This is a genomic window from Staphylococcus lugdunensis (assembly GCF_002901705.1).
Classification (GTDB): domain Bacteria; phylum Bacillota; class Bacilli; order Staphylococcales; family Staphylococcaceae; genus Staphylococcus; species Staphylococcus lugdunensis.
This window is the reverse complement of record NZ_PPPV01000016.1, coordinates 212,736-237,390: the sequence shown is the minus strand read 5'-3', so window position 1 is coordinate 237,390 and position 24,655 is coordinate 212,736. Positions and strand designations below refer to the sequence as shown.

Below are 24,655 nucleotides of genomic sequence, written 5' to 3'. Positions count from 1 at the left end.
TTATTCCTACAAATGATATTTCTCGATATGTAAATGAAATTGTTGAAACAATCCCAGATAATGAATTCAATGAATTCAAACACCATCGTGGGGCTACATCTTATCCCCCTAAAATGATAACGAGCTGTATATTATCTAATACATAAGAGAAAAGACAATTTCTATCAAATAATTTTAATAGAAATTGTCTTTTTTACATTGTTTAAGAACTTAATGTCCCAGACCCCGGCTAGATTGACTAGGATTGAATCAGCATATTTTCAATCCAGTCAAGGGCTCTAGCTAAGTATGTGCTGAACCAATTACAACCATTGGGGTTCAGTATACAATCAAGCTGGGGATTTATTGTATTCTATGCAAAATTAATGATGCATATGTTTCATGTCGTGGATTTTCATCATTAAACCGTGTGGAATATCATCATGTTTCACTTTAGATACACGAGAGAATTCGTCTGAATTTTCATTTTTAACAAGCAAGACAAAATCTCCTTTATGAACGTTTGCATCTGTGTCTTTTGGAAGTTTGACATTTTTTTCTACCTTTTGGTCTTTTTCACTAACCATTTTCTCAATTGTTGTATCATTTTTCATAATACCGTAATACGTATCTTTCTTAGCGCCAGTCATCATGAGAACAACTAAAACAACGCAAGCAATAAGCATTACTACGATTAATGTATTTCCTAATCCCTTTTTACTTTTCATGTTAGAATCTCCTTTATATATTGTTATTTTATTTATACAAGACCTGCTCAAAGAATGCAATATTGAATTATTTTAAATCTGACTTAAAATTTAAAAATGTCAAAATTTGATAACATGTTTATGCTTTAATCAGTAAATACAAAAGGAAAGCTTGTTTGTCTTATACTTCAAGATAACAGGCTTTCCTTTAATTGTTAATTCGCTTATTCGGATAAGTCCAGTGTTGCTGGGGTATCTAAATCAGGATTATTCATTAATTTAATTGTTTTAGGCGTCACTTTTAAGACACATAATTCAGGATCATCTTTAGAAGAAAAGAAACTTTTATCTTGTGTTTCCCATAGCCAATCAATCGTTTGTTGGTCTGTTACAACTTCGATGTTGGCATCAATTTCTACGAAGCTACGCTGTTTCGTATCGTTATATCCTAACAAGATATAGGCACGAGGATTATTTTGTATTTCAGCTACTTTGATTGAATTAATATTAGTCTTAGTGTATAGCTCAAGGCCATCATTGTAAAATACCATGTATCTACTGTTTGGCTGATTATGATAGGCCGTAGAAAGTACGCCTACTTTAGAAGTGTTTAAGACATCAGTCATCTCTTGTATTGCTTGTGCTTTATCCAAATGAATCATCTCCTTAATAATGGTATTGCCCAAAATAATTAGAAATAAACGTTGATCTTTACTTAGGTTGGCTTGATACACAAGTATTTGACTTCATCGTGCTTTAATGTAATTTCTCGCGTTTCATGCTGTATTTGCTGAATATATAATTCAGTTTTAGGATAGTTACTGCGGTCTAAATGTTTCAAAATATGCTTTTCTATATATCGTGGATTATTATCTTGAGGTAATAAGTTGGCTATCATGCCATGCTCGTGATTTAATGTCTGCATAATGAATTGTGTTTGCGTATTTAACCGGTTATTTAATTTGAAAATTTGTTTATTGTCTGATAAATAACGGTCATTTATTTTATTAAAGATTAAAAAGTGATAATCCCCATCTTTACGACTTAACATATAATTATTTGTAATTTCGATCGGTTCATTCATAAAAGCAGCAACAAATTGATATAAGTGCATAATCGGTTTCAAACTACCATATTTGTTAAATAGAGCAATGTCAAGGGAGTCATCTTCAAAGAGACGATAACAAATACCACCACCATATTTCATCAATTGTGTAAGGTGACAAACTAAATCAGATAATTGTAATGGAAGACTTCCATTATTCGTATATTTAAAGCACCGCTTTGAGAGGTGACTATACACAAATTTATAAGAAGGTATTTGTGATTCTTGTATAAAGCGCAAATAGTTTTCAAAATGCGTTGCTGTATGTGTGAAACCTTTCGTTTTATCAACAAGTAAATTTTTGATGTTGGTATTCTCTATATCAATAAAGTAAAAATGAAAGTTCATTCTGTGCATTAAGTCATACGTCTCCTGAACTGTTTTAAAATGACGCAGTAAACCATCTATGATAAGGCCATATTTAATATTTTTATGTTTATTTTTAAGCTTTAAATGTGCAAGATGGATATCGTGTGGTGTCATGGATGCACTATCAAATATCAGCATAAACTTAACTTGTTTTAGATGTTTCTTATAATCTTGTGTGTCGTTTAAGAAATTTAAAATCATTTGATACACACTATCAAATTGTTGCTTACTTTTAATGGTTAACGCTAAGCTGATGTTCTTATCAAACAACTTTTCAATACTTAGGTTGAGTAAATTTTGATTTAAATGTTGCATCCAATCATTAGACAAGTCATTGATTAGCACAGCAGGATGCGGTAAATACGATAAGTCAATATTGTAATATTCATTGAAAAGATAATGAAAGAGTTCATTAAACGTGTTGAAGCGAATAAAAGCAGTTGCAGTTTGTGTCTGTTGTTGTGGTTTGAAATAATCAATATGAATATTAGTTGTTTCAATAGCTAATTGTTCAAGTCGTGTATTTTGATTAATATAGGACAAAAGATGATCTGGAATAGCTTGAGTAAAATGTAATTGTGGTTTGTCCACAATGTTTTGCAGTCGGATACGAAATTGTTTTGGACTAAAGTTTAAAAACTTTTTAAATTGATTTGTAAAATTAGTATGGCTTGTAAAACCAATTTCTGTCGCTATTGCACTAATAGAATAACGAGTTGTTAACAGCAAATGAAGTGCGCGACATAGTTTTAACGTTGTGTAATATTCTTTGAAATTCATATGCAAATAACGACCGAAAAGATTTGAACAATAAGATTCGGAAATATTACAATGCTGTGCAACATCACTTAAAGTAATATAAGATAACACGTGCTGATTGATAAATGTCAACGCCTTAGTGAAACTCGGATGATTGACTGACATACGAGGTGTATATAAAGATGGATGCTTCACTACTGCTTCTTTAAAAAGTGTTTGGATAATCTTTGATATCGTATCATCATCGTCAATCTCATCACTAACATGCTGATGGATACGATTAAATAATAGTGATTTAATGTACAAGTTTGATTGCAACAGATGTCGATCAAAATAGTGATAAAAGAATTGAGTATCTTTCATATAAAAATACACGAGTGGAATGCGAAGTTCTACGATATTTTGACCTTGTTCAATATTAAATATATCTCCATGGTTAATGATGGCGATATGATTGTCCAAGTCAAAGGTCGAGCTATTTATTGTCATGCGAAGTTCATTAGTTAGTGAAAAAAGTAAAATAATTTGATTAATGTTGCGCGAGGGAGCGCTTGATAAACGTTCATGTATTACTAAAGTGCAAGTCATTTAATATGGTCTCCTAAAATAAAATTCGTGTACACGCAACAAGAAAAAGTCATGTTTTGTGAATAATATTTGCTATTATAGCGGAAAGAAACCTAAATAGTAATAGTAAATTTTAAAAAAATATAGCAAATTTCATGAAAAATAGCTTAAAATTTTCGGTTTTGCACAACTTAAAAGTCGAATTAGAAATATGGTGTTTACATTTTGGAAATTTTTAATAGGTTGCAAACATGCTTTTTTGTGCATAATAAAGATATCAATTTGAATCAAATTGGTAATGTGATTTAACACAATAGCACCTATGAACAACAGCAATGAACAATGTCATGAACCTGTTACGACAATTGACATCGCAAATCATCATGTAATGTATATGGCAACAGAAGCAGGTTTATAGTTATTATTCAATTAAATGACGTCACATATTTTATAGAACAAACATCATAGAATAACATCATGAGACGTTGTCATGATTGTAGAATGACTTATGCATCATATACACAGAATCAGCAGCAGAGAATAGCTTCTAGCGCAACCTAATCATTAAGTATAAGTAGTAATAAGATATCATTACAGTTGTCAATACTCCCCAGACATAGATGTTAATGTATCGTCAGCGGTTCATATTTATAAACGAATTTTCTATATGGTTTACTTCTTCTTAATTCAATATTGTTTATTATAGAAATTTTGTGTTAAATAACAGCCCATGGATATCCAAAGCGCCCTTATCAAAATATTATTGATGAGGGCGCTGTTGTAATATATGACTCTGTTGTAAATAGTGTACATGATAACGGTCAGCTAATGATTTTATAAATGTTAATAACACATCAAATGACACTTGCTGTTGTTGAAAAGCGTGCTTTAAGTATTGTGCATGTTGTTTTTCTGCGTCAGTTGCTTTGGATTTAAAATAGCCCCACATATGATCGTAGCAATTAATCATACTTCCCATTGTAGGGGATTGTGACAGTGCTTCATTGATTGCTGATTCAACCTCAGCATAAGTTGGTGTTGATTTAAGCATTGCACGTATATGATTATAATGTTGTTGACTATGCATCATCACATGATATTTTTCTTGGCGCCATAATTGTTCGATTTTACCACGTGTTTTCATCGTATCGACTCCTTACATTAGTTATAGCATTTTTACCCATATTTAAAAGATTTAATTAGTTAAAATTTTGTGGCAACTATTGCTTTTGTAATTGTATGCGTTTACAATGAAAGTGAGTTATTGGAACCGGTTCTATTTTTAAAGGAGGCATCTTGCATGAATTATAAACAAGCGGCACAAGAAATTCTTGAAGCTATAGGTGGTGAAGAGAATTTAGAAGCCATGGCACACTGTGCAACGAGACTCAGACTCGTGTTAAAGGATGAAAGTATTGTTGATGAAACGAAATTGGGGCAAATGGATGTAGTGAAAGGGACGTTTTCAACAGGCGGACAATATCAAATTATTATTGGGTCAGGCACCGTAAACCATGTGTTTGCTGAACTAGAAAAAATAACAGGAAAAGAAGCTTCAACAACTTCAGAGGTTAAAGAGAAATCTGCTAAAAATTTGAATCCACTACAACGTTTTGTCAAAATGTTATCTGATATTTTTGTTCCGATTATTCCAGCGATTGTTGCTGGCGGTTTATTAATGGGGATTAATAATATTTTAACCGCGCCAGATTTGTTCTATAAAGGTCAATCGCTTATTGAAAAGCATGACCAATTTGCTGGTTTAGCAAGTATGATAGATATCTTTGCCAATGCACCATTTACGTTATTGCCAATTTTAATTGGATTTAGTGCAGCTAAACGCTTTGGTGGAAATCCATTTTTAGGGGCAGCGTTAGGGATGATTTTAGTACATCCATCATTGATGAGTGCCTATGATTTTCCAAAGGCAGTGGAAGCGGGAAAAGCGATACCACATTGGGATATCTTTGGATTACATATTAATCAAGTAGGTTATCAAGGCCAAGTATTACCTATGTTATTTGCAGCTTATATTTTAGCAAATATTGAAAAAGGACTACGTAAAGTCATTCCAACGGTATTAGATAACCTATTAACACCTTTATTAGCTATTTTATCAACAGCATTTTTAACATTTTTATTTGTTGGACCGATTACACGTCAGTTAGGCTATTGGTTATCTGATGGTTTAACATGGTTATATGAATTTGGAGGTGCGATTGGTGGCTTTATCTTTGGTTTATTCTATGCACCAATCGTTATTACAGGCATGCATCATAGCTTTATTGCTGTTGAAACAACACTGATTGCAGATGTGAAAAATACAGGAGGTTCATTTATCTTTCCAATTGCGACGATGTCAAACGTGGCACAAGGTGGTGCAGCGTTAGCAGCTTTCTTTATTATTAAACAAAATAAAAAATTAAAAGGTGTAGCATCTGCTGCTGGAATTTCAGCGTTACTTGGTATTACTGAACCAGCCATGTTTGGGGTTAATTTAAAATTAAGATACCCATTTATTGGCGCAATTGTTGGCTCAGCCTTTGGAGCAGCTTATATTTCATTCTTTAAAGTTAAAGCCATTGCGCTTGGTACAGCGGGGTTACCTGGATTTATTTCAATCAGCGCATCTCATAGTGGATGGTTACATTACTTTATTGGAATGGTGATTTCGTTTATCATCGCAGCAGGGCTGACTATTATATTATCACGTAGAAAAGCTTATCAAGACGTTAAATCATAGAAAATTGTTTAAGACATAAATATAACGTCTTAAAATTACAACGCCAAAAATGTTTTCATGTGTCGTATTGTAAATAGAAAACAGCAGTAAGATAATTTCTAATTGAAAATCATCTTACTGCCGTTTTTTTCGGATTTATGTCCTAACCTGTTTATTATATTTTTTGTTTGCGCCATAAAAAGATGCCAACAATTGTGACTAAAATTAATGATACGACTATAACGATAATCCAAGAGGCGTAACTGTGATCGTCAATCGGTAACGGGACGTTCATACCAAAGAAGCTAAAGACTAAAGTTGGTAAGGTCAGTAATACGGTAAACAACGTTAAAGTTTTCATAATATTGTTCATTTCATTAGACAACAATGAAGCATATGACGTGGTAATACTTTCTAAAATACGTGTATACAATTCTGTTGTTTCAATCGCTTGATTGTTTTCAATCATTAAGTCTTCTAATAAATCTTCATCTTCTTCAAAACGTTTAATCGCAGGTAAACGGAATAATTTTTTGATAATTGTATCATTTCCTTTTAATGCAGCTAAGAAATAAACTAAACTTTTCTCAACTTCCATTAAATTATATAGCTGACGATTCGTAATATTATTTTTCAATTCACGCTCAATGCGAATTCTTGATTTGTTCAACAAACGCAAGTTGCGATTATAATGATTCGCAATGGTTAATAATATATTTAAAGCAAAACGACTATGGAATTTCAGATTAATATCTTGTTGTCGCGCAAAATGTTCTAAAAATTCATTTTCAGCATCACAGACAGTCATAATGATGCCATTTCCAATAATAATACCTAGTGGAATCGTGACAAATGACAGCACACGTCGATTGGTTGAATTGACAATAGGTAAGTCAATAATAATTAGTGAATAACCAGAGTCTTCGTCATACTCAATACGTGCACTTTCTTCTGCGTCTAAAGGGTCACGTATAAAGTCTTCGGGAATTTGATAACGCTCAATTAGCGCATCTGCCTCATCACGGTCAGGTTCTACAACGTTAATCCAAGAAGGTGCGTGGTCCAAATCTGTTTCTACTATTTCATTTTGTGTTAAATGTTTGTATGCTGCAATCATACTTACTGATTCCTTTCAATATTACTTACTAAGTTGTTAATACTTTACCACACTTTAACTTTTTGTGCTCAATCATGTTGATGCATATGATGGCGATGTTCTGATAAAAGACGTAAGGGGCCATTGTAGACAATTTTATAAATATATAAAATCAGTTCATCCACAGGCAAGCGTTCGGGGTCTTGAACCCAATACTTCATTACCGAAATCGTGGCACCGGACACATACCTATAGAAATACATTTCGGGTATGCCAGCGATAACATGGTCTACACTCAAATAATTTTGCATGTTTTCTTTGAATAATGAATTCATTTTTTCTTCCAAGCGACTTGTACGGTCTAATTTTAAAATTGTGCGATAAAAGTTGATGTTACGATCAATATGATGAAAAATAGTAGTTAGTACATTTTTAATAAATAAGCGTCCCGTTTCTTCAGCATCGTTACCTAAGACATTGTAAAATTCTGTTACATTGGAAATTTCAGCGATACATTCATTTTCCATTTCATCTAATAGTAGATACTTATCTTCAAAGTGTAAATAAAATGTCCCCCGATTAATATCGGCACGTTTAGTAATATCTTGTATCGTAATTTTTTCGATTTCTTTTTCATTTAACAAATCAATAAATGCCTCTTTAATGGCAGATTTAGTCCGTCTAATGCGACGATCTTCTTTCACGATTACTGAAACCTCCTAGTTATAAGACAAATTGAACGAATGTGTTCATTAACGTACACTTTGTCATACATTGCTTATTGTTTATTTGTTCATACCTATTATAATAAACAACGTGATAAATATTCAACACGTTGTTTTATAAAGGAGGTAAGTTTGATGAATATTTTTAAAAGCAAATTATTATGGATTGCGCCTATTGCAGGGATTTTACTATTAATCATCTTTTCATTAGCGTTTTATCCAGCATATAATCCAAAACCTAAAGAAATGCCTATCGCAATTGTTAATCATGATGAAGGTATTAATATACAAGGTAAAAAAGTAAATATTGGAGATAAATTAGAAGATAAATTATTAAATAGTGACTCAGACACTATTAAATGGGTTAAAGTTAAAAATGAAGCAGACTTAAAGCAAGGCATGAAGGATGAAAAATATTACGGTGCTGCTGTCTTCAATAAAGACTTTTCTAAAAATGCGATGAGCAAAACGCAAAAGATTGTGATGGATAGTAAAAAAGCAGAAATGAAAGAAAAGGTTGCATCTGGTGAAATTCCACCACAAGCTGTGCAACAAATGCAGAAAAAGATGGGTAACCAAAAAGTTGACGTGAAACAAGCTCAATTTAAAACGTATGTCAGCCAAGGTTCAAGTTTGCAAGGTTCACAATTGGCTAATAGCGTTTTAACGAAAATGGGGCAAAATATTAACCAACAAATTACAAAACAAAGCATTAATACTTTGGAACAACAGCATGTTGATGTTAAAGCAAGTGATATCGAAGGATTAACGAATCCAGTAAACGTGGATAGTCATACAGTAAATAAAGTGAAAGACCATCAAGGTGGAGGTAATGCACCATTCTTAATGTTTATGCCAGTATGGATAGGCTCATTAGTTATTTCTATCTTATTATTCTTTGCCTTTAGAACGAGTAATAACTTTGCAATTCAGCATAGAGTCATCGCTTCATTTGGTCAAATGATTATGGCTGCGGTATCAGCATTTGCTGGTAGCTTTGCTTATATTTATTTTATGAAAGATGTACTTGGCTTTGACTTTGATCATCCTGTGCGTATTGCAGTGTTTGTAGGTTTGTCAATTCTTGGATTTGTAGGATTGATTTTAGGTGTGATGGTGTGGTTAGGAATGAAATCAATACCATTATTCTTCATTCTAATGTTCTTTAGTATGCAAATGGTCACATTACCGAAACAAATGTTACCTAAAGGTTATCAACATTATGCTTATGATTGGAATCCGTTCACGCATTACGCCACAAGTTTGAAGGAATTGATTTATTTAAATCATCAAATCGAATTTTCAACAACGATATGGATGTTGATTGGCTTTATGATTTTTGGAGCGATTTCAAGTTTAGTTGCAGCTTTAGTGAGAAAACACAGTACAAAACGTACCGAAGTACCATCATAAGATATTAATACATTTACAATATAAAATTTGAAACGCAAAGTGCAGTGATTAGCATTTTGCGTTTCTTGGGAGCGGGACAGAATGGATTATGAATTTATAGTCCCGCTCCGGCAAGGTTGACTAGGATTGAAAAAAGCTTGGTATAAGCGTATTTTCAGTCCAGTCAACTACTGCCGAAATTTAGTTCATAGCCTAAAACATAATGATGTCCCTAATGGGCATTCGGCAACAGTTGAATATAAACTGAAAATTTAAACTTTAATATATCGGTTGACTATTTTAAAAAAGAGCGTATGATAATCGTTAGATATCTAACTAATGAGGTCATAATATGAATTATACGTATCAATATTTAATCAGAACACTCGCACATGAGATGAAACGTTATGCTGATCGTAAGCTTGATGAGTATGGCATTACACAAGAACAAAGCCATACGCTAGGCTATCTATATCGTCATCAACATGATGGGATTTCACAACAGAATCTTTCTAAAGCCTTTAATCGTAAAGGCGCTACTGTTAGTGCAACAGTAAAGAATTTGGAAAAGATGGATTTGATTTATCGTACGGTTGATGCACAAGATTCAAGACGTAAAATATTACGCTTAACGACAGAAGGAACAGCTTTTGTAGAATCATTTATCGGTATATTTGATGAAGTTGAACAAAAAATGTTAGAAGATTTTTCTGATGTTGAAAAGCTACAATTACAAAATTACTTTAAACGAATGTTAAACAATTTAGCAATAGAGTCATAATAATAAGTGATACATGGCTATCATGGTCACTTTAAATTTTAAATATATAGTTAGATATCTAATTATTAGATATCGAATTAATTTAAGGGAGAATTTGAAAATGAAAGACGAACAAATATATTATTTTGAACAAGCACCCATATTTAAATCTATGATGCACTTTTCATTACCTATGATGATTGGTTCATTATTAAGTGTGATATATGGTATTTTAAATATTTACTTTATTGGATTTTTAGATAACAGTCATATGATTTCTGCAATTTCTTTAACAATGCCGATTTTTGCTTTGTTAATGGCTTTTGGTAATTTATTTGGCGTAGGTGGGGGAACGTTTATTTCTCGTATGTTAGGTGCGAAAGATTATAGTAAAAGTAAAGTGATTAGTAGTTTTTCAATATATAGTAGCCTTATATTAGGTATTATTGTAGCTGCACTTGCCTTTCCATTTACAGATCAAATCGCGCAAGTATTGGGAGCAAGTGGAGAGACTGTACACTTTACGAGTTCTTTTTTGAAAGTGATGTTTTTGAGTTCGCCAGCTGTCATATTATTCTTTGTGTTAGAACAATTTGCTAGAGCAATTGGTAAACCAATGATATCTATGGCAGGTATGCTTTCTAGTGTGGTATTAAATATGATTCTAGACCCTATTTTAATCTTTGGCTTTCATTTAGATGTTGTAGGAGCTGCTTTAGGAACAGCAATTTCAAATGTTGTAGCTGCATTATTCTTTATTATTTATTTTGTAGTAAAAAAGGATATTATTTCAGCAAATATTAAAGAAGCGTTGCCAAGCAAAGAAGTTATGGTTGATATCTTTAAAATCGGTATTCCTGCTTTCTTAATGGTTGTTTTAATGGGTATTACAGGACTTATACTCAATTTGTTTTTAGCTAAATATGGTAACGAAGTGATTGCAAGTTATGGTATTTCATTTAGATTAGTACAATTTCCTGAACTTATTATTATGGGCTTAGCTGAAGGTGTTGTACCGCTTATTGCTTATAATTTTATGTCAAATAAAGAACGAATGAAACATACGATTGAAGCGGTTGTACTTTCAATTGGTGTGATTTTCGCAGTAAGCATGGTTATCGTGATGTTGTTTGGTACATCAATTGTTCAACTATTTAGTACCGATATACACATTGTGGCATTAGCAACCTTTATGTTAAAAGTAACGATGACATCATTATTACTAAATGGTATTGGTTTCTTATTCATAGGGATGTTACAAGCGACAGGTCAAGGGCGTGGTGCGATGATTATGGCGTTAGCACAAGGACTTATTATTATTCCAGTGCTCTTTGTGTTAGATAAATACTTCGGTTTAACAGGTGTAGTATGGTCATTACTTGTGGCTGAAACAATTTGTTCATTGTTTACTTATCACGCAATCAACTTACCGTTGATAAAAGTACATTAATAGAAGCAGAGTAGTAAAGTGAAATCTGGGGCATGATTTCTAGAAAAATAGCCAGTAAATGATTTTTATAACTTCATTTACTGGCTTCTTTATTGTAAAAGAACAGTCTGGGACATAAAAGTGGAACATTCTTTATTTTGTCACTTTAAAGAAATTCATTTTATTTTATAATAAGAATGTGAGGGAGGATTGAAGATGCGCAGATTACTTTATGCATTTTTAACGTATATGATTGTAGGTTTATTAAGTGGCTTTTACTATCGGGAATTGACAAAAGCATATAACTTTACTGGTGATACACAATTATCAGTCGTACATACACATACATTGATTTTAGGCATGTTCATGTTTTTAATACTTATTGGGCTGGAAAAAGTCTTTCAATTAAGTAGCTATTATTTATTTAATTGGTTCTTTGTAATTTATAATATTGGCGTATTGACTACAATTGGTATGATGGCTACAAAAGGTTCATTCCAAGTCATGGGTAAACATGTGCCGGAATCATTTTCAGGCTTTGCAGGAATGGGGCACACTGGTATGTTGGCCGGCTTATTATTACTCTTTTTCTTATTGCGTCAGGCTGCCTTAACAGAGCCCAAAGCAGAATCTAGAACAGGACATAAAACAGACAAACATTAATCAAGATAAATGCAATAATTTAGAACATAAATCGTTTTAGAGTTAAAGAAAAATGGCAATTTCTATTGAAATAATATAGAAACTGCCATTTTTGTTATGCATTTTTTAATTAGTGTTGTGTATTTAATTATACGTAGCGTCTTATTTTTCAAAATAAATGTATTTCGTATTGTGACGAGAATACTGGGTAGGTCATGACAGTCGACGATTTAGTACTATCAATATACTGCTTTGATATCTATAAAGTCATTTTCATACCATATTCAATTGCTTACGCATGTGCAATTTCTAAATGTTTACCTGGAAGACTGTTTAATAAATAAGGATCGTGTGTGATAACAATGAGTTGCAAGTCTTTCATTTCCCGCAACATTTGTAATATCAATTCTTCATTAATGACATCTAAATTTGTTGTCGCTTCATCCAATATTAAGATATCGGGATTAACTAGCAATGCTTTAGCTATCCATAAACGTTGAAATTGGCCGCCACTTAAGTGGCTTACTCTTTTGTTTAGTAAATGATCATCTATTTTACATTGTCGTATTACTTGATGCAGTCGCTCTGAATGTTCACTAACAGGTATATCAAAGTGTTTCAAAGGTTGTTTAAGTATCCATGCCACTGACTTTAAAGGGTCTAAAGTACTTGCATTATACTGAGGCACATATTGAATGTATTTCATCCATTCAATGTCAGAGACGTTACCTAGAACTAAGTTGTCATAACTGACACTACCGTGAAAGTTTTTATCTAGACCTGCTATGATTTGAGCTAATGTAGACTTGCCACTCCCGCTTACGCCGCTAATGATTAAATGCTCACCATTACCTACAGTTAAATCGAAGTTCGTGAATATTTGTTTGTCAGAATACGATTTTTTTAATTGCTTAATCTGTAACATATTGTGTTCTCCTATTTGCTAAGTCAATTAACTTTTGAGTATATGGATGTTGAGGGGACGTTAAAACCTCTTTAGAGGTACCACTTTCAACGATTTGTCCCTCGTACATCACGCTGATATGTGTTGCATAATCTATGACAAGTTCTAAATCATGCGTAATAAATAGAATTGTCATACCATGTTGTTGTATCACATGATGTAATAAAAGCATTAAATGATTTCGATTATCATAGTCTAATGCACTTGTTGGTTCATCAGCAATGAGAAATTTGGCTTCTCGTACAATAGACATAATTAATGCAATGCGCTGTGCCATACCACCGCTAAGTTGAAAAGGGTAGTAGTCAAGTAATTTCGAGTTGTTTTTGAGACCAAGATGATTAAATTGGCGTTCAACAAAGTGATGCTGTTCTTGTCTTGATAATTTAGAATGTACCGAGTCAAACAAGGCGTCGAAATGTTTTTGGATACGCACATTTTGAAAGAAATTACTATTTGTATCTTGGAACATTGCATCCGTATCTTCAAGGTTAATGTCCACTTGTCCAGTGTAGTGAAGCTCAGGTTGTAGCATGTTTAGTGCGGTGCGCGCCAATAATGATTTACCACTGCCACTTTCACCTACTAAACAATGAAAACTACCTTCTTTAACTGTTAAATTAAGCTGTTTTAGTAAAGCAACTTTATGATGATAGACAGAGACATCTTGCAAATGTAATAGCGACTTTAATGAATGAAACGACGGTTGAGATACTGACATATCAATGCGAAACCTCCTAGTAAGACACCTGGGAAAAAGAATAGCCAAGGTGCAGAATAGAAATAACTCTTACCATCATAAAGGATGGCGCCTAACTCAGGTAGGGGTGGCTTAACGCCTAAACCTATAAATGCTAAACCAGAAATACTAAGCATTAATTTACCGAAATCTGCAGTAACTAAGGCCATCACATTGCTTAATAAATGAGGTACAATATGATAGATAATTATTTCTAGCTTAGATAAACCGCTCAATGGCGCATATTTGACGAAAGGTTGCTTTTGCGCATCGCGTGCTAAATTTCTAAAATAACGTAAATAACGTCCTAACCAGCCAATAATTAAGGCAAAGCATAAGCCTAAAATAGAATTATTCATAAATCCAAGTACAACGAGGGCAATTATAATGGCTGGTAAAGCAATTAACATATCAGCCAGGGCCATCATGATGGAATCAAACCAGTGACCAATCATTGCTGACAATAAACCTAGAATAAGGCCTAGTATCACTGTACCAATTAAGATAAACGAGGTTAATCCCAATGTGACCATACTTCCTACAAAGAGGCGAGTTAAAAAGTCTCGGCCTAAATGATCTGTCCCTAGCCAATGTGACCAAGTGGGTGGCATAAGTGCTGCTGTTTGATGAATCATATTTGCTTGATCATATAATAGATAGGTAAGCATGATTAGAATTAAAATAATGACAGGCCATATCCAGTACTTAATTTTCATATGTTATATGGCCTCCTAACGTTTTAGACATTTTTAGTCGAGGATCACTTTTTTCAAGTAAAATATCTCCAAAGAAATTGAGAAGTAAAATAATGAATATAATCATCATTAAGATACCTTGAATTAAAGGATAATCACGCATATTTATACCATTGATTAATAATTTTCCTAAACCAGAAATACTAAAAATTACTTCTAAAATAATGATACGACTAAATAAGTGAATGAAATTGTTAATTGTAATCGTCAACAACGGTGCTAAAATTTCTTTCAGTTGTAAATAAATACGATCTTTTAATTTGAAGTGACGTAATTGAGCTAATTGATAAGGTTGACTATATAATGTTTGTTCAAAAAGGTGGCTGCTTAATAAAATCATATGGCTCCCTTCAACGAGTACTAAAATCGTAATCGGAAGTACAAAATAAGCCCAACTATTACTTCCTACAAAAGGGAATAAGTGCCACTTCACGCCAAAGTAATAAATAAAGATAATCGCTAACCAATATTCAGGTAATGATGTGATGATTTGAGCAATACGTGTAGTGACTTTTGACCATAGGTGATTTGGATGATTCCCACATATGTATCCAATAATATAACCAAGTGGAAATAGAATCATCGCTGACCCTAAAATTAATTTAAGTGTTGGCGCAGTTGCTTTGATAATTCGTTCAGTAACGGGTTCACCATTGCTAAAGCTTGTTCCTAAATTACCAGTACAGGCATTGCCAACCCATTGAACATAACGAACGGGCAAAGCTTGGCTCAAGCCAAGTTTATCTTGCGCAAACTTGATGCGTTCTTGAGTAATTTGAGCAACACCATGTTCATGTAAATATTGAATCGCCGGATTGCCGGTTGTGTTTTCTAACAGAATAAATAGTATAAATGAAATAATGAGCAAATAAATCATTAGTTTAATGATGTGTTTAACGATATTAATCATGATTTGACACCTTCAATTTATCAAAGTTTATAGGTGCGTCCGTTTGTCCAGAGAAGTCGAAATCTTTAATCTTAGGACTCGTAACAAATGTTTCATTAGGGTATGCGATAGGCACAGCAAGATATTGGCTGTCAATATAATTAGACAATCGGTTAAAGGCTTGTTGCTGTTGATGCGTATTAATAATTGTAGGAAATTGTTCTATCATTGATGTTAATTTCTGATTATCCGCAAAAGCCCCTGGCTGTTTACCATTTTGTTTAAAACGTGCATTCAAGAAATTATAAGGCATCAACCCATTCGTATAACTACGATAATAGATAAGATCGAAGTCTTTACGTACCGTCAATGTTTCATAATAGGTTTGTGCATCTAAGACATTAATATCCAACTTAATGCCTGCTTTTTTCAATGCTTGTTGCATGATTTCAGCTTTCATTTTCCATTCAGGAAATTCGTCCGTTTGAAGGGCGAGTTTCAGTGAAAGTACTTTACCGTCCTTTTCGAAGTAACCATCACCATTTCTTGTATAACCTAATTGCTTAATCAAGCGTTGCGCTTCAGCTGGGGCATACGTATGGTCATTTTGATTAGCATTATTTACATATTGCACGCCACTTTGGAATAAACCTTTTAACGTTTTATTTGAAGAAAGATAATTGACATTGATAGCCTTACTTATTGCTTCGCGCATCTTTTTATCTTGTAATACTTTGTTAGTTGGATTGAAACCCATAAATTGCGTTTCAGTGCTTGGATATTTATGTACGGTTAAATGCTTGTTACGATAAGATTCCTTAACTTGTTGCGGTGTCATCTGACCTAATGCGCCACCAGTAATGTCAATGGAATGGCTTTCAATCGCTAGATGTCGTGAATCACTATCTTCAATCGATTGAAAAGTAAGACGATAATCTAATGGATGGCCATTACGATAATATTTATTGGGTTTAAACGTCACCGTCTCATTTGTCGAACCGGCTACTTTGAAAGGCCCAGTGCCGATTGCTTTCTTAAATTTACCAGTTATTTTACCGCCTTGAACTGCATGCGGACTCATTACACGCAGTGGTCTAATCTGGGTAAGCTCTGGTAACACTTGGTTAGAAGGCTTTTTAAGTTTAATCTCCACAGTATATTTATCTTTGACAGTAATGGATTTGAGTTTATCCAACGTTTCCATAGGATCTGTCTTATCAGTTGCTTTGGCTCTTTCTATTGAAAATTTGACTGCTGATGCATCAAAGTTAGATCCGTCATTAAATTTTACATGCTGTTTTAAATGAAAGGTATAATCTTTACCATCATTTGATACGTCCCATGATTTAGCTAGTCCAGGTTCTATTTTGCCATTTTCACCATATTTTACGAGCGATTGATACACTGCACTATACACTGGCATAGGTACATCAAATCCTTGTGCATCAAGTTGATTAGGATTAAATTCTCGTGGTAGTGACAATGTTACTTCTTTATTATCACGGTGTTGATACCCACAACCACTTAGGATGAGTACAGCACACATGGAAAGTGAAAACAACATGTGCTTTTTCATTATTTAACCTTCTTTCGATTATATTGATATTGAATTGATATAAGCAGGGAACGGGAAAAATTCATTATGAATTCGTAGTCCTGCCCCGCCAAGGTTGACTAGGTTTGATAAAGCTTGGTATCAGCGTATTTTCAATCCAGTCAACTACTGCCAATATCAGAGTCTAAAATATAATGATGTACTAGACTCACGCTTATTTTAAATTGTTAAAAAGTTTATATCGCAAACATAAGCTGAAAATTATAAATCATCGCCATTCATAAAATCAAGCACCTTATTGTTAGAAATAATATCAACGATAAGGTGCTTGTTCTTGAGTTTAATATTTTCTTAAGAAATCTAGCTTACGATGATATAATTTATCTGCGATATAAGCTTGAACGTTATATAGAATTGTCTCAATGTCTTGAGTCATGTTTGAGAGCACGCGAACGGTAAAACCGTGTGTTGGCAATTGTGTAATACCAAGTCGACAATCATACGTTTGTGTAAAATCTTTAATCTGGGCATAGACCTCATCGATAAGCTTTTGTGTTATATTCGGGTGAATACAATAGGCTGACCCTATATGTGTATAGTGCTCCATATAACCAATTGAATTCATATTGGTTTTGTTTGGATCCATGAGTAAATTATCATAAGTGACTAATGCTTCATCTATATAGATTTCATTAATTAAATGCATATAATGATACGTAAAGTTCTTGTCAGTTGTTGAATAACCAGGTGTTAATATATCTGTATAAAACATAGAGGCATTATCTTTTAAGTTAAATACGTTATGTTGGAAAAACTTCGCATTTTCATAAGCGATAATAGGATCTGCAACGTATTCCATGTAGCCATCTTGCGCAATGTTAAACGTTTGATACTGTTCAACGCGATCGCTTAATGTTTTATATATTTTCGTGGCACCTTGTGATGTAAGCGTGACTGCTGCCCCGTTATCAATATTAATATTCATACGATAGCAATCGCCATCTAGATAGCCGCCACCCACATTAACAATATAGAACGTGGGAATTTTAGATTGATTTAAATAGACAGGGCGCATCACTTTTAATGCCTTTTCAAAGAAGATATTGCGTGCAACCGAACGCTTGCCATTATGAAAGACAGTTAAATCGAGCTGACCTGTCCAAGATGGTTCGATGTCTTGCTTTGCTTTATCAGCCATCAAGCTAATCCTTTAAGTAATACATCACGTTCAATCCATTCAATCACATCATCTAAACCATCATCGGTTTTAAGATTTGTAAAGGTAAAAGGTCGATTACCACGAAATGTTTTTGTATCTTCGGCCATTTGATCTAAAGACGCGCCAACAAATTCAGCTAAATCTGTTTTATTAATTACAAAGTAGTCAGATTTAATCATACCTTGTCCACCTTTACGTGGAATCTTTTCACCTTGGGCCACATCAATAATGTAAATAGAAAAATCAACGAGTTCAGGACTAAATGTTGCTGCTAAATTATCGCCGCCAGATTCGATGAAGATTAGCTCGATATCCTCATTGCGTTCTAACAACTCATCAATGGCTGCAAAGTTCATTGAAGCATCTTCACGGATGGCTGTATGTGGGCAACCGCCTGTTTCAACACCAATAATTCTATCTTCAGCTAATACGCCAGTATTCACTAATATTTTTTGGTCTTCTTTCGTATAAATGTCATTAGTAATAACCCCGATACTTAAATCTTTAGACAGACGGCGCACTATTTTTTCAACTAATTGCGTTTTACCTGCACCAACAGGACCGCCAATACCAATTTTAATTGGATTTGCCATAACTTATAACCTCCTAAGAAATAAAAATTCTCACATTAACATTTTCATGCTCCATTTGGTTCAACTCTAGACCCGGTGCTGTAATACCGAAATCTTCCTCATTTAATGTGAAAATATGTTGTCGCGTATGTTCGATATAAGGAATCAAGTCTTTCACAACTTGTTGACCCGTTGTTTGGCCAAGTGGAATGGCACGGACTGCATTTTGAGTCAAACTGGAAACATTTTGATAAAGATAATAATCAATAATTGTTTCGATATTTACACCTAAATAATGTCCTAATATGGTGAAACAGATAGCTGGATGCAACTTAGCTTGCTTCTCAGCCATTTGCTTAAGATACCAAGCCATCCATTCACTGTCATAAAGCTCATTGGCTAATTTCGCCATGCGCGTACCCATTTGTTTGGCGCCTACGCGTGTTTCGCGAGGGAGACTTTGTACAAAGATTAAGCGATCGACTTTTAATAGTTTCTCGGTATCTCCATCTTCCAAAGCTTGATAAACGAGGCGCATAGCTAAGCCATCTGAATAAGTCAATTGTTCATCTAAGAATAATTGTAACCATGCTTTAAATGTTGCAGCATCTTTAACTGCATCGCGTTGAATATAAGTTTCAAGCCCAAATGAATGACTGAACGCACCTGTTGGAAACTGTGAATCACAAAACTGGAATAGTCTTAAATGTGAATGATCAATCATGCGAATGTCCTATATGTCTAAATGCTTTATTTACTTTTCGATCTTCATGACTATAGGGGATACCTAATGTTTTAAGTAAGTCTTCTACTAAATAGTCATATTGGACAAGCATTTCAGTTTCAGTAAATTGTGCTGGTAGGTGACGATTACCGAGTTGATGCGCAATGTCTCCCATTTCTTGTAATGTGCGTGGTTGAATAACAAGTAAGTCTTCCGAGTTAACATCTACGACAATCATATTCGTCTCATCTTGATATAAAATATCGCCATATTGTAGATCGATAGGCTGTCTTAAACGAATACCAAGTTCAGTGCCATGATCTGTTGTCACGCGTTGAATACGTTTAACCAAGTCTGAATTTTCAAGGTACACTTTTTCAATATGTTTACTTTTTTCTTCTGCAGTAAGATTAGCAATATTGCCTTGTATTTCTTCAATAATCATTAACATATCCTCCTAGAATAAGAAGTATCTTTGAGTTAGTGGTAATTCAGTCGCAGCTTCACTTGTAATTTTTTCACCGTCAACAAATACTTCGTATGTTTGTGGATCTACGTCTAATTTTGGTGTTGCGTGGTTATGCTTCATATCTTTTTTGGATAAGTTACGTATACCATGTACTGGACGTACCATACGTTTCAAGTTAAGCAGATTATAAATACCATTTTCATAAGCCGTGGTAGAAACAAATGTAATGGCTGTATGTTGTATGTTTGTACCATATTGGCCATACATTTTACGATATTTTTGAGGTTCTGATGTTGGTATAGAACCATTGGCATCACCGTTGACAGCAGAATTGATTAAACCACCTTTAACTACAAGCTCAGGTTTAACGCCAAAGAAGATAGGATCCCACATGACTAAATCAGCTAATTTTCCACTTTCGATTGAACCCACATAATCAGAAATACCATGTGTAATGGCAGGGTTAATTGTGTATTTTGCGATATAACGTTTAATACGATGATTGTCGTTATATTCTGTATCGCCTTCTAAAACACCGCGTTGTTCTTTCATACGATGTGCGACTTGCCAAGTTCGTATAATCACTTCGCCCACACGTCCCATCGCTTGAGAATCAGAGCTAATCATACTGAAGACACCCATGTCTTGAAGGACATCTTCGGCAGCAATGGTTTCTTTTCTAATACGGGAATCAGCAAATGCAATGTCTTCTGGAATTGAAGCGTTCAAATGATGTGTAATCATGACCATGTCTAAATGTTCATCAACTGTATTTTGTGTATATGGTAATGTAGGATTCGTAGAGGACGGTAAAATATTTGGATATGATGCGGATTTGATTAAGTCGGGTGCATGTCCACCACCAGCGCCTTCAGTATGGTACATATGAAGTACACGGTCTTTTACGGCTGCCATTGTATCTTCCATGAAGCCAGCTTCATTTAAGGTGTCAGCATGTAAAGCAATTTGTACATCAAATTCATCTGCAACATCTAATGCGTGACGCAATGCTGAAGGTGTTGCTCCCCAGTCTTCATGTACTTTGAGGCCAATGGCACCAGCATGTATTTGTTCAATTAAAGCTGTATGATTGACTGCTTGACCTTTGCCAGTGAGCCCGACATTAATTGGTAGCGCTTCAGCTACTTCTAACATGCGATGGATATGCCAAGGACCTGGTGTCACTGTTGTTGCTTTCGTTCCTTCAGAAGCACCTGTGCCACCACCAATGTGTGTTGTAATACCACTTTCAAGTGCAACTTCAGCTTGTTCAGGATTAATAAAGTGCACGTGTGTATCAATGCCACCTGCAGTTACGATTTTACCTTCAGCAGCGATGATATCTGTGGTTGCACCAATAATAATGTCTACATTGTCCATAATATCAGGGTTACCGGCTTTACCAATACCCATAATATAGCCATTTTTAACGCCAATATCTGCTTTTACAACTTTATCGTAATCAATGATAAGGGCGTTCGTTAGCACTAAATCAGCCACTTTGCGATCATCTCGAGTGACGTTTGGGTTTTGTGCCATGCCATCACGGATAGATTTACCGCCACCAAATGTCGCTTCATCACCATAATTGGCATAATCTTTTTCAACTTGTGCAAATAAATTAGTATCACCAAGTCGTACTGAGTCACCTACAGTTGGTCCGTACAAGCTTGTATATTGAGATTGCGTCATTTTAAAGCTCATTAATCTTGTCCTCCTTTTTTATTAAGGTTTTCTTCACCTTGGTCATTGAAGACACCAGCATAGCTATCATGCTCACCAGTAGGGCGATAGACGCGTGTTTCATCAATTTTGCCATTGACCATACCTCTGAAACCATAGATATTACGATGACCAGCATATTCAACAAGTTGTACTTTTTTTTCGTCACCTGGTTCAAACCGAACGGCTGCACCTGCTGGAATGTCTAAATGTTTGCCATAAGCTTTTTCACGTTCAAATTTTAAAGCTTTATTTGCTTCATAAAAGTGAAAGTGAGAACCAACTTGGATAGGACGATCACCAGTATTTTTAACTGTAAGAACAGTTTCTGGATGACCTTGATTAATTTCTATATCAGTGTTTTTGACTTTAATTTCTCCAGGAATCATAAATTTGCCTCCTTATACAATAGGGTGATGGACAGTGATAAGTTTCGTGCCGTCTGGGAACGTCGCTTCTATTTCAAGCTCAGTTATCATACTTGCTACGCCATCCATAACATCCTCTTCATTTAGAATTGTTTTACCATAACTCATAAGCTCAGCTACTGTTTTGCCATCCCGAGCCCCTTCTAATAATTCATCACTAATCAGGGCAAGTGCTTCAGGGTGATTAAGCTTCAAGCCTCGTGCTTTACGGCGTCTTGCTACTTCTGCGGCAACAACTATCATTAATTTATCTTGCTCACGCTGTGTAAAGTGCAAATCAATTCCTTCTTTCTAAATTTAAATTTAAGTGCATAAACCATATTAGAACTACTAAAGGAGTTTAACAAGTATTTTACTATTTTTAATAAATTTTTATACATCAAATTGCTGTTATAAAATTATAACTAATACAAAAATATTTTTTTCACAGCATTAAAATGCTAAAATTTGTATTATCTCAAAAATTTATAAGTAAGGTGAGTTTGTGGAAAAAATAGATGTGTTTTTGAAGAACATTGCTCAAGTAGTCTTGATTAATAGTAAATGGACTGGATTATTTATTTTGATTGGATTATTTGTGGCGGATTGGGAATTGGGTTTAGCTGCAGCATTAGGCAGTGCATTGTCAGTTTTGTTGGCACCATATTTTAATTATAGTGCCGAGGAAATTCACAATGGATTAGTAGGTTATAACTCAGTACTAACAGCGATTGGACTGGCGTTATTCTTACAATCAACCACTATCGCTTGGATTGTTTTAGTTATTAGTGTTATTTTAACGTTGCCAGTAGGTGCTGCTACACGTGAATTTTTAAAGTCTTATGGCGTTCCTATGTTAACCTTTCCATTTGTCTTAATGACTTGGTTAATCCTAGCAATGACGACTCAGTTTTCAACATTAAGTGTTACTGTTGATATTTTACCCCTACATGTTAAACATCCAGTGATTAGCCACCATCATATAAGTTGGTTAAGTGGCATAACGACGAATTTTAGTGAAATTTTCTTAGTGACATCTATTGGTGGTAGTGTGTTGATATTGATTGGTATCTTTTTAGGTTCAATTAAGGGTGGAGTATATGCGCTAATTTCAAGTATATTTGCAGTTGCATGTATTGCATTATTAGGTGGAGATTATCCAACCATCGCAAATGGTTTATATGGATATAATGCTGTCCTTACAGGGATTGCTTTAGGTGCAACATTCATGACTAAATTGAATAAGTATATTGCAGTTATCACAGGATTGCTGTTAACGATTGTGATGCATGGTGCCCTAGCAACGTTGCTTACGCCAGTTGGATTACCTATATTAACGGCACCATTTATTTTTGCCACGTGGCTCGTGTTGTTTGCGGGAAAAATGTCAAATGAAAATTAAGTGATGCAAAAACATGCAAGAAGCGTAAAGTGAATGTTCAAAAAACGCACGCTTATACCAGAAATGAATTAACCGACTATGGAAGCCGACAAAAAATGATTCATAAATTAACCTTTAAAAATAAAACATGTTATTCATAATGAAATGGTTATAATGTATCCCCAATAAAGACAAATTCTACTGAGTCTGTCTCTATTGGGGATTAAAAATTTTTTTACGTTATTTCAATTTCTTCAAATGGATTTCTCTAGCACCACAAATAATTGTTACAATTTCATTTACTACTTTATCGATAGGTTGTTGTTGACCATGTTGAATCCAATTTGTAATAACACTTAAAATACCACCCGTTAAAAACTCACTATAAATCGTGACGTCTACATAAAATTGACCATTTTGTTTATCAAAATCGATTTGCTTCTTTACTGCTGCGTAGATTTGATCATAAAAAATGTTATAAACTTCTCCGTAAAAATTTAAAGTAATAACGCTACGAACCGTATCTTTATGATGATGAATAAATGTTAAAATATCAGTCATTAGCTTTTCAAAAAATTGTCTTGGGTTATCTGGATTAATTTCAGGTAAGTACAGTTCTCTGAAATGGTCAATCAAAATCCCGACGACATGATTAAGTAAATGGTATTTATCATTAAAGTGGCGATAAAAGGTTGACCGTCTAATATTTGCTTTATGACATAAATCCTGAATCGTGATTTGTTCAAAAGTCTTTGTTTTTAGCAGTTGATGAAAAGCTGTCATGAGTGCTTGATGTGTTTTTTGCACACGTAAATCTTGTTTATTCATTATATTCACTCCCAATACGATATAGGACAATTTTTCGTAAATGTCGCTTAAGTTACAGACACATATAAATGCCTCACAATAATAGACCTTCATCTATTTATAATATAAGAGAAGGGTAGATTTATTTTCTGAATAATTACTTATAGTTTACTACTTTTCATCTTTAAAATTAAAAAATA

Annotated in this window: 24 protein-coding genes and 1 pseudogene; 6 read left to right on the top strand and 19 right to left on the bottom strand. The window is 34.0% G+C overall.

The features are described from left to right. Window positions 1-362: 362 nt before the first annotated feature. The 4 genes from CD041_RS08035 to CD041_RS08020 all read right to left on the bottom strand — a co-directional run bounded on the left by CD041_RS08035 (window position 363) and on the right by CD041_RS08020 (window position 4,630). Complete coding sequence (locus CD041_RS08035; protein WP_080606518.1) at window positions 363-707, bottom strand: DUF4889 domain-containing protein; 345 nt, start codon at window positions 705-707, stop codon at window positions 363-365. Between the two features lie 203 nt (window positions 708-910). Beyond that, entirely contained in the window at window positions 911-1,339 is a 429-nt protein-coding gene (locus CD041_RS08030) for a pyridoxamine 5'-phosphate oxidase family protein (protein WP_080606519.1), read from the bottom strand. Window positions 1,340-1,401: 62 nt separating this feature from the next. Beyond that, window positions 1,402-3,507, bottom strand: coding sequence for an AraC family transcriptional regulator Rsp (gene rsp / locus CD041_RS08025; protein ID WP_070815469.1), 2,106 nt, complete (start codon window positions 3,505-3,507; stop codon window positions 1,402-1,404). Between the two features lie 739 nt (window positions 3,508-4,246). Further along, a complete protein-coding gene (locus tag CD041_RS08020; protein WP_070648139.1) occupies window positions 4,247-4,630 on the bottom strand; it encodes a YbgA family protein in 384 nt (127 codons plus the stop codon). Window positions 4,631-4,786: 156 nt separating this feature from the next. Between CD041_RS08020 and CD041_RS08015 the strand changes: the two genes are divergently transcribed. After that, on the top strand, window positions 4,787-6,229 hold the full coding sequence (locus CD041_RS08015) for a sucrose-specific PTS transporter subunit IIBC (protein WP_002492840.1): 1,443 nt from the start codon (window positions 4,787-4,789) through the stop codon (window positions 6,227-6,229). Between the two features lie 154 nt (window positions 6,230-6,383). On the opposite strand, the gene CD041_RS08010 is transcribed toward CD041_RS08015, so the two are convergent. Together CD041_RS08010 and CD041_RS08005 are read right to left on the bottom strand one after the other, a co-directional pair. Then, window positions 6,384-7,325, bottom strand: coding sequence for a magnesium transporter CorA family protein (locus tag CD041_RS08010; protein WP_002460258.1), 942 nt, complete (start codon window positions 7,323-7,325; stop codon window positions 6,384-6,386). 68 nt (window positions 7,326-7,393) lie between these two features. Then, window positions 7,394-8,008, bottom strand: a complete 615-nt coding sequence (locus CD041_RS08005; RefSeq protein WP_002460256.1) for a TetR/AcrR family transcriptional regulator — start codon at window positions 8,006-8,008, stop codon at window positions 7,394-7,396. A 156-nt stretch (window positions 8,009-8,164) separates the two neighbouring features. Between CD041_RS08005 and CD041_RS08000 the strand changes: the two genes are divergently transcribed. The 4 genes and pseudogenes from CD041_RS08000 (at window position 8,165) to CD041_RS07985 (ending at window position 12,273) form a co-directional block, all read left to right on the top strand. After that, complete coding sequence (locus tag CD041_RS08000; protein ID WP_002478717.1) at window positions 8,165-9,442, top strand: YhgE/Pip domain-containing protein; 1,278 nt, start codon at window positions 8,165-8,167, stop codon at window positions 9,440-9,442. Window positions 9,443-9,773: 331 nt separating this feature from the next. Next, window positions 9,774-10,202, top strand: coding sequence for a MarR family winged helix-turn-helix transcriptional regulator (locus tag CD041_RS07995; protein WP_070648142.1), 429 nt, complete (start codon window positions 9,774-9,776; stop codon window positions 10,200-10,202). A gap of 100 nt (window positions 10,203-10,302) precedes the next feature. Beyond that, window positions 10,303-11,645, top strand: a pseudogene (locus CD041_RS07990) (MATE family efflux transporter). A 181-nt stretch (window positions 11,646-11,826) separates the two neighbouring features. After that, window positions 11,827-12,273, top strand: coding sequence for a DUF2871 domain-containing protein (locus tag CD041_RS07985; protein ID WP_002460251.1), 447 nt, complete (start codon window positions 11,827-11,829; stop codon window positions 12,271-12,273). Between the two features lie 271 nt (window positions 12,274-12,544). On the opposite strand, the gene CD041_RS07980 is transcribed toward CD041_RS07985, so the two are convergent. The 12 genes from CD041_RS07980 to CD041_RS07925 all read right to left on the bottom strand — a co-directional run bounded on the left by CD041_RS07980 (window position 12,545) and on the right by CD041_RS07925 (window position 22,564). Then, the gene (locus CD041_RS07980) at window positions 12,545-13,177 is read right to left on the bottom strand and encodes an ATP-binding cassette domain-containing protein (RefSeq protein WP_070648144.1); all 633 of its coding nucleotides are present in this window, start codon (window positions 13,175-13,177) and stop codon (window positions 12,545-12,547) included. Next, on the bottom strand, window positions 13,164-13,937 hold the full coding sequence (locus CD041_RS07975) for an ATP-binding cassette domain-containing protein (protein ID WP_012990747.1): 774 nt from the start codon (window positions 13,935-13,937) through the stop codon (window positions 13,164-13,166). The genes CD041_RS07980 and CD041_RS07975 overlap by 14 nt, the downstream gene beginning before the upstream one ends. Continuing rightward, a complete protein-coding gene (locus CD041_RS07970) occupies window positions 13,904-14,671 on the bottom strand; it encodes an ABC transporter permease (RefSeq protein WP_002478721.1) in 768 nt (255 codons plus the stop codon). Before CD041_RS07970 ends, CD041_RS07975 begins: the two co-directional genes overlap by 34 nt. Continuing rightward, window positions 14,661-15,620 carry an ABC transporter permease gene (locus CD041_RS07965; protein WP_002460247.1) on the bottom strand — a complete coding sequence of 320 codons (960 nt, stop codon included), beginning with the start codon at window positions 15,618-15,620 and terminating at the stop codon, window positions 14,661-14,663. Before CD041_RS07965 ends, CD041_RS07970 begins: the two co-directional genes overlap by 11 nt. After that, complete coding sequence (locus CD041_RS07960) at window positions 15,613-17,175, bottom strand: ABC transporter substrate-binding protein (RefSeq protein WP_070864780.1); 1,563 nt, start codon at window positions 17,173-17,175, stop codon at window positions 15,613-15,615. The genes CD041_RS07965 and CD041_RS07960 overlap by 8 nt, the downstream gene beginning before the upstream one ends. Window positions 17,176-17,494: 319 nt before the next feature. Further along, entirely contained in the window at window positions 17,495-18,352 is an 858-nt protein-coding gene (locus tag CD041_RS07955) for an urease accessory protein UreD (RefSeq protein ID WP_070481636.1), read from the bottom strand. Then, window positions 18,352-18,966: an urease accessory protein UreG gene (gene ureG / locus CD041_RS07950; protein WP_002460243.1), complete on the bottom strand. Its 615-nt coding sequence runs from the start codon at window positions 18,964-18,966 to the stop codon at window positions 18,352-18,354. The genes CD041_RS07955 and ureG overlap by 1 nt, the downstream gene beginning before the upstream one ends. A 13-nt stretch (window positions 18,967-18,979) precedes the next feature. Then, window positions 18,980-19,669, bottom strand: coding sequence for an urease accessory protein UreF (locus tag CD041_RS07945; RefSeq protein WP_062078021.1), 690 nt, complete (start codon window positions 19,667-19,669; stop codon window positions 18,980-18,982). After that, window positions 19,662-20,114 (bottom strand): urease accessory protein UreE, encoded by a 453-nt coding sequence (gene ureE / locus CD041_RS07940; RefSeq protein WP_002460241.1) that lies wholly within the window; start codon window positions 20,112-20,114, stop codon window positions 19,662-19,664. Before ureE ends, CD041_RS07945 begins: the two co-directional genes overlap by 8 nt. 12 nt (window positions 20,115-20,126) lie before the next feature. Next, window positions 20,127-21,842, bottom strand: coding sequence for an urease subunit alpha (gene ureC / locus CD041_RS07935; protein WP_070864781.1), 1,716 nt, complete (start codon window positions 21,840-21,842; stop codon window positions 20,127-20,129). After that, window positions 21,842-22,249 (bottom strand): urease subunit beta, encoded by a 408-nt coding sequence (locus CD041_RS07930; RefSeq protein ID WP_002478727.1) that lies wholly within the window; start codon window positions 22,247-22,249, stop codon window positions 21,842-21,844. The genes ureC and CD041_RS07930 overlap by 1 nt, the downstream gene beginning before the upstream one ends. Before the next feature lie 12 nt (window positions 22,250-22,261). After that, window positions 22,262-22,564, bottom strand: coding sequence for an urease subunit gamma (locus CD041_RS07925; protein ID WP_002492818.1), 303 nt, complete (start codon window positions 22,562-22,564; stop codon window positions 22,262-22,264). A 208-nt stretch (window positions 22,565-22,772) separates the two neighbouring features. On the opposite strand from CD041_RS07925, the gene yut reads away from it, so the two are divergent. Further along, window positions 22,773-23,669, top strand: a complete 897-nt coding sequence (gene yut / locus CD041_RS07920) for an urea transporter (protein WP_070648147.1) — start codon at window positions 22,773-22,775, stop codon at window positions 23,667-23,669. A 219-nt stretch (window positions 23,670-23,888) separates the two neighbouring features. Here the strand turns inward: yut and CD041_RS07915 are convergent, their stop codons facing one another. Beyond that, window positions 23,889-24,476, bottom strand: a complete 588-nt coding sequence (locus CD041_RS07915) for a TetR/AcrR family transcriptional regulator (protein ID WP_002478730.1) — start codon at window positions 24,474-24,476, stop codon at window positions 23,889-23,891. Between the last annotated feature and the right edge of the window lie 179 nt (window positions 24,477-24,655).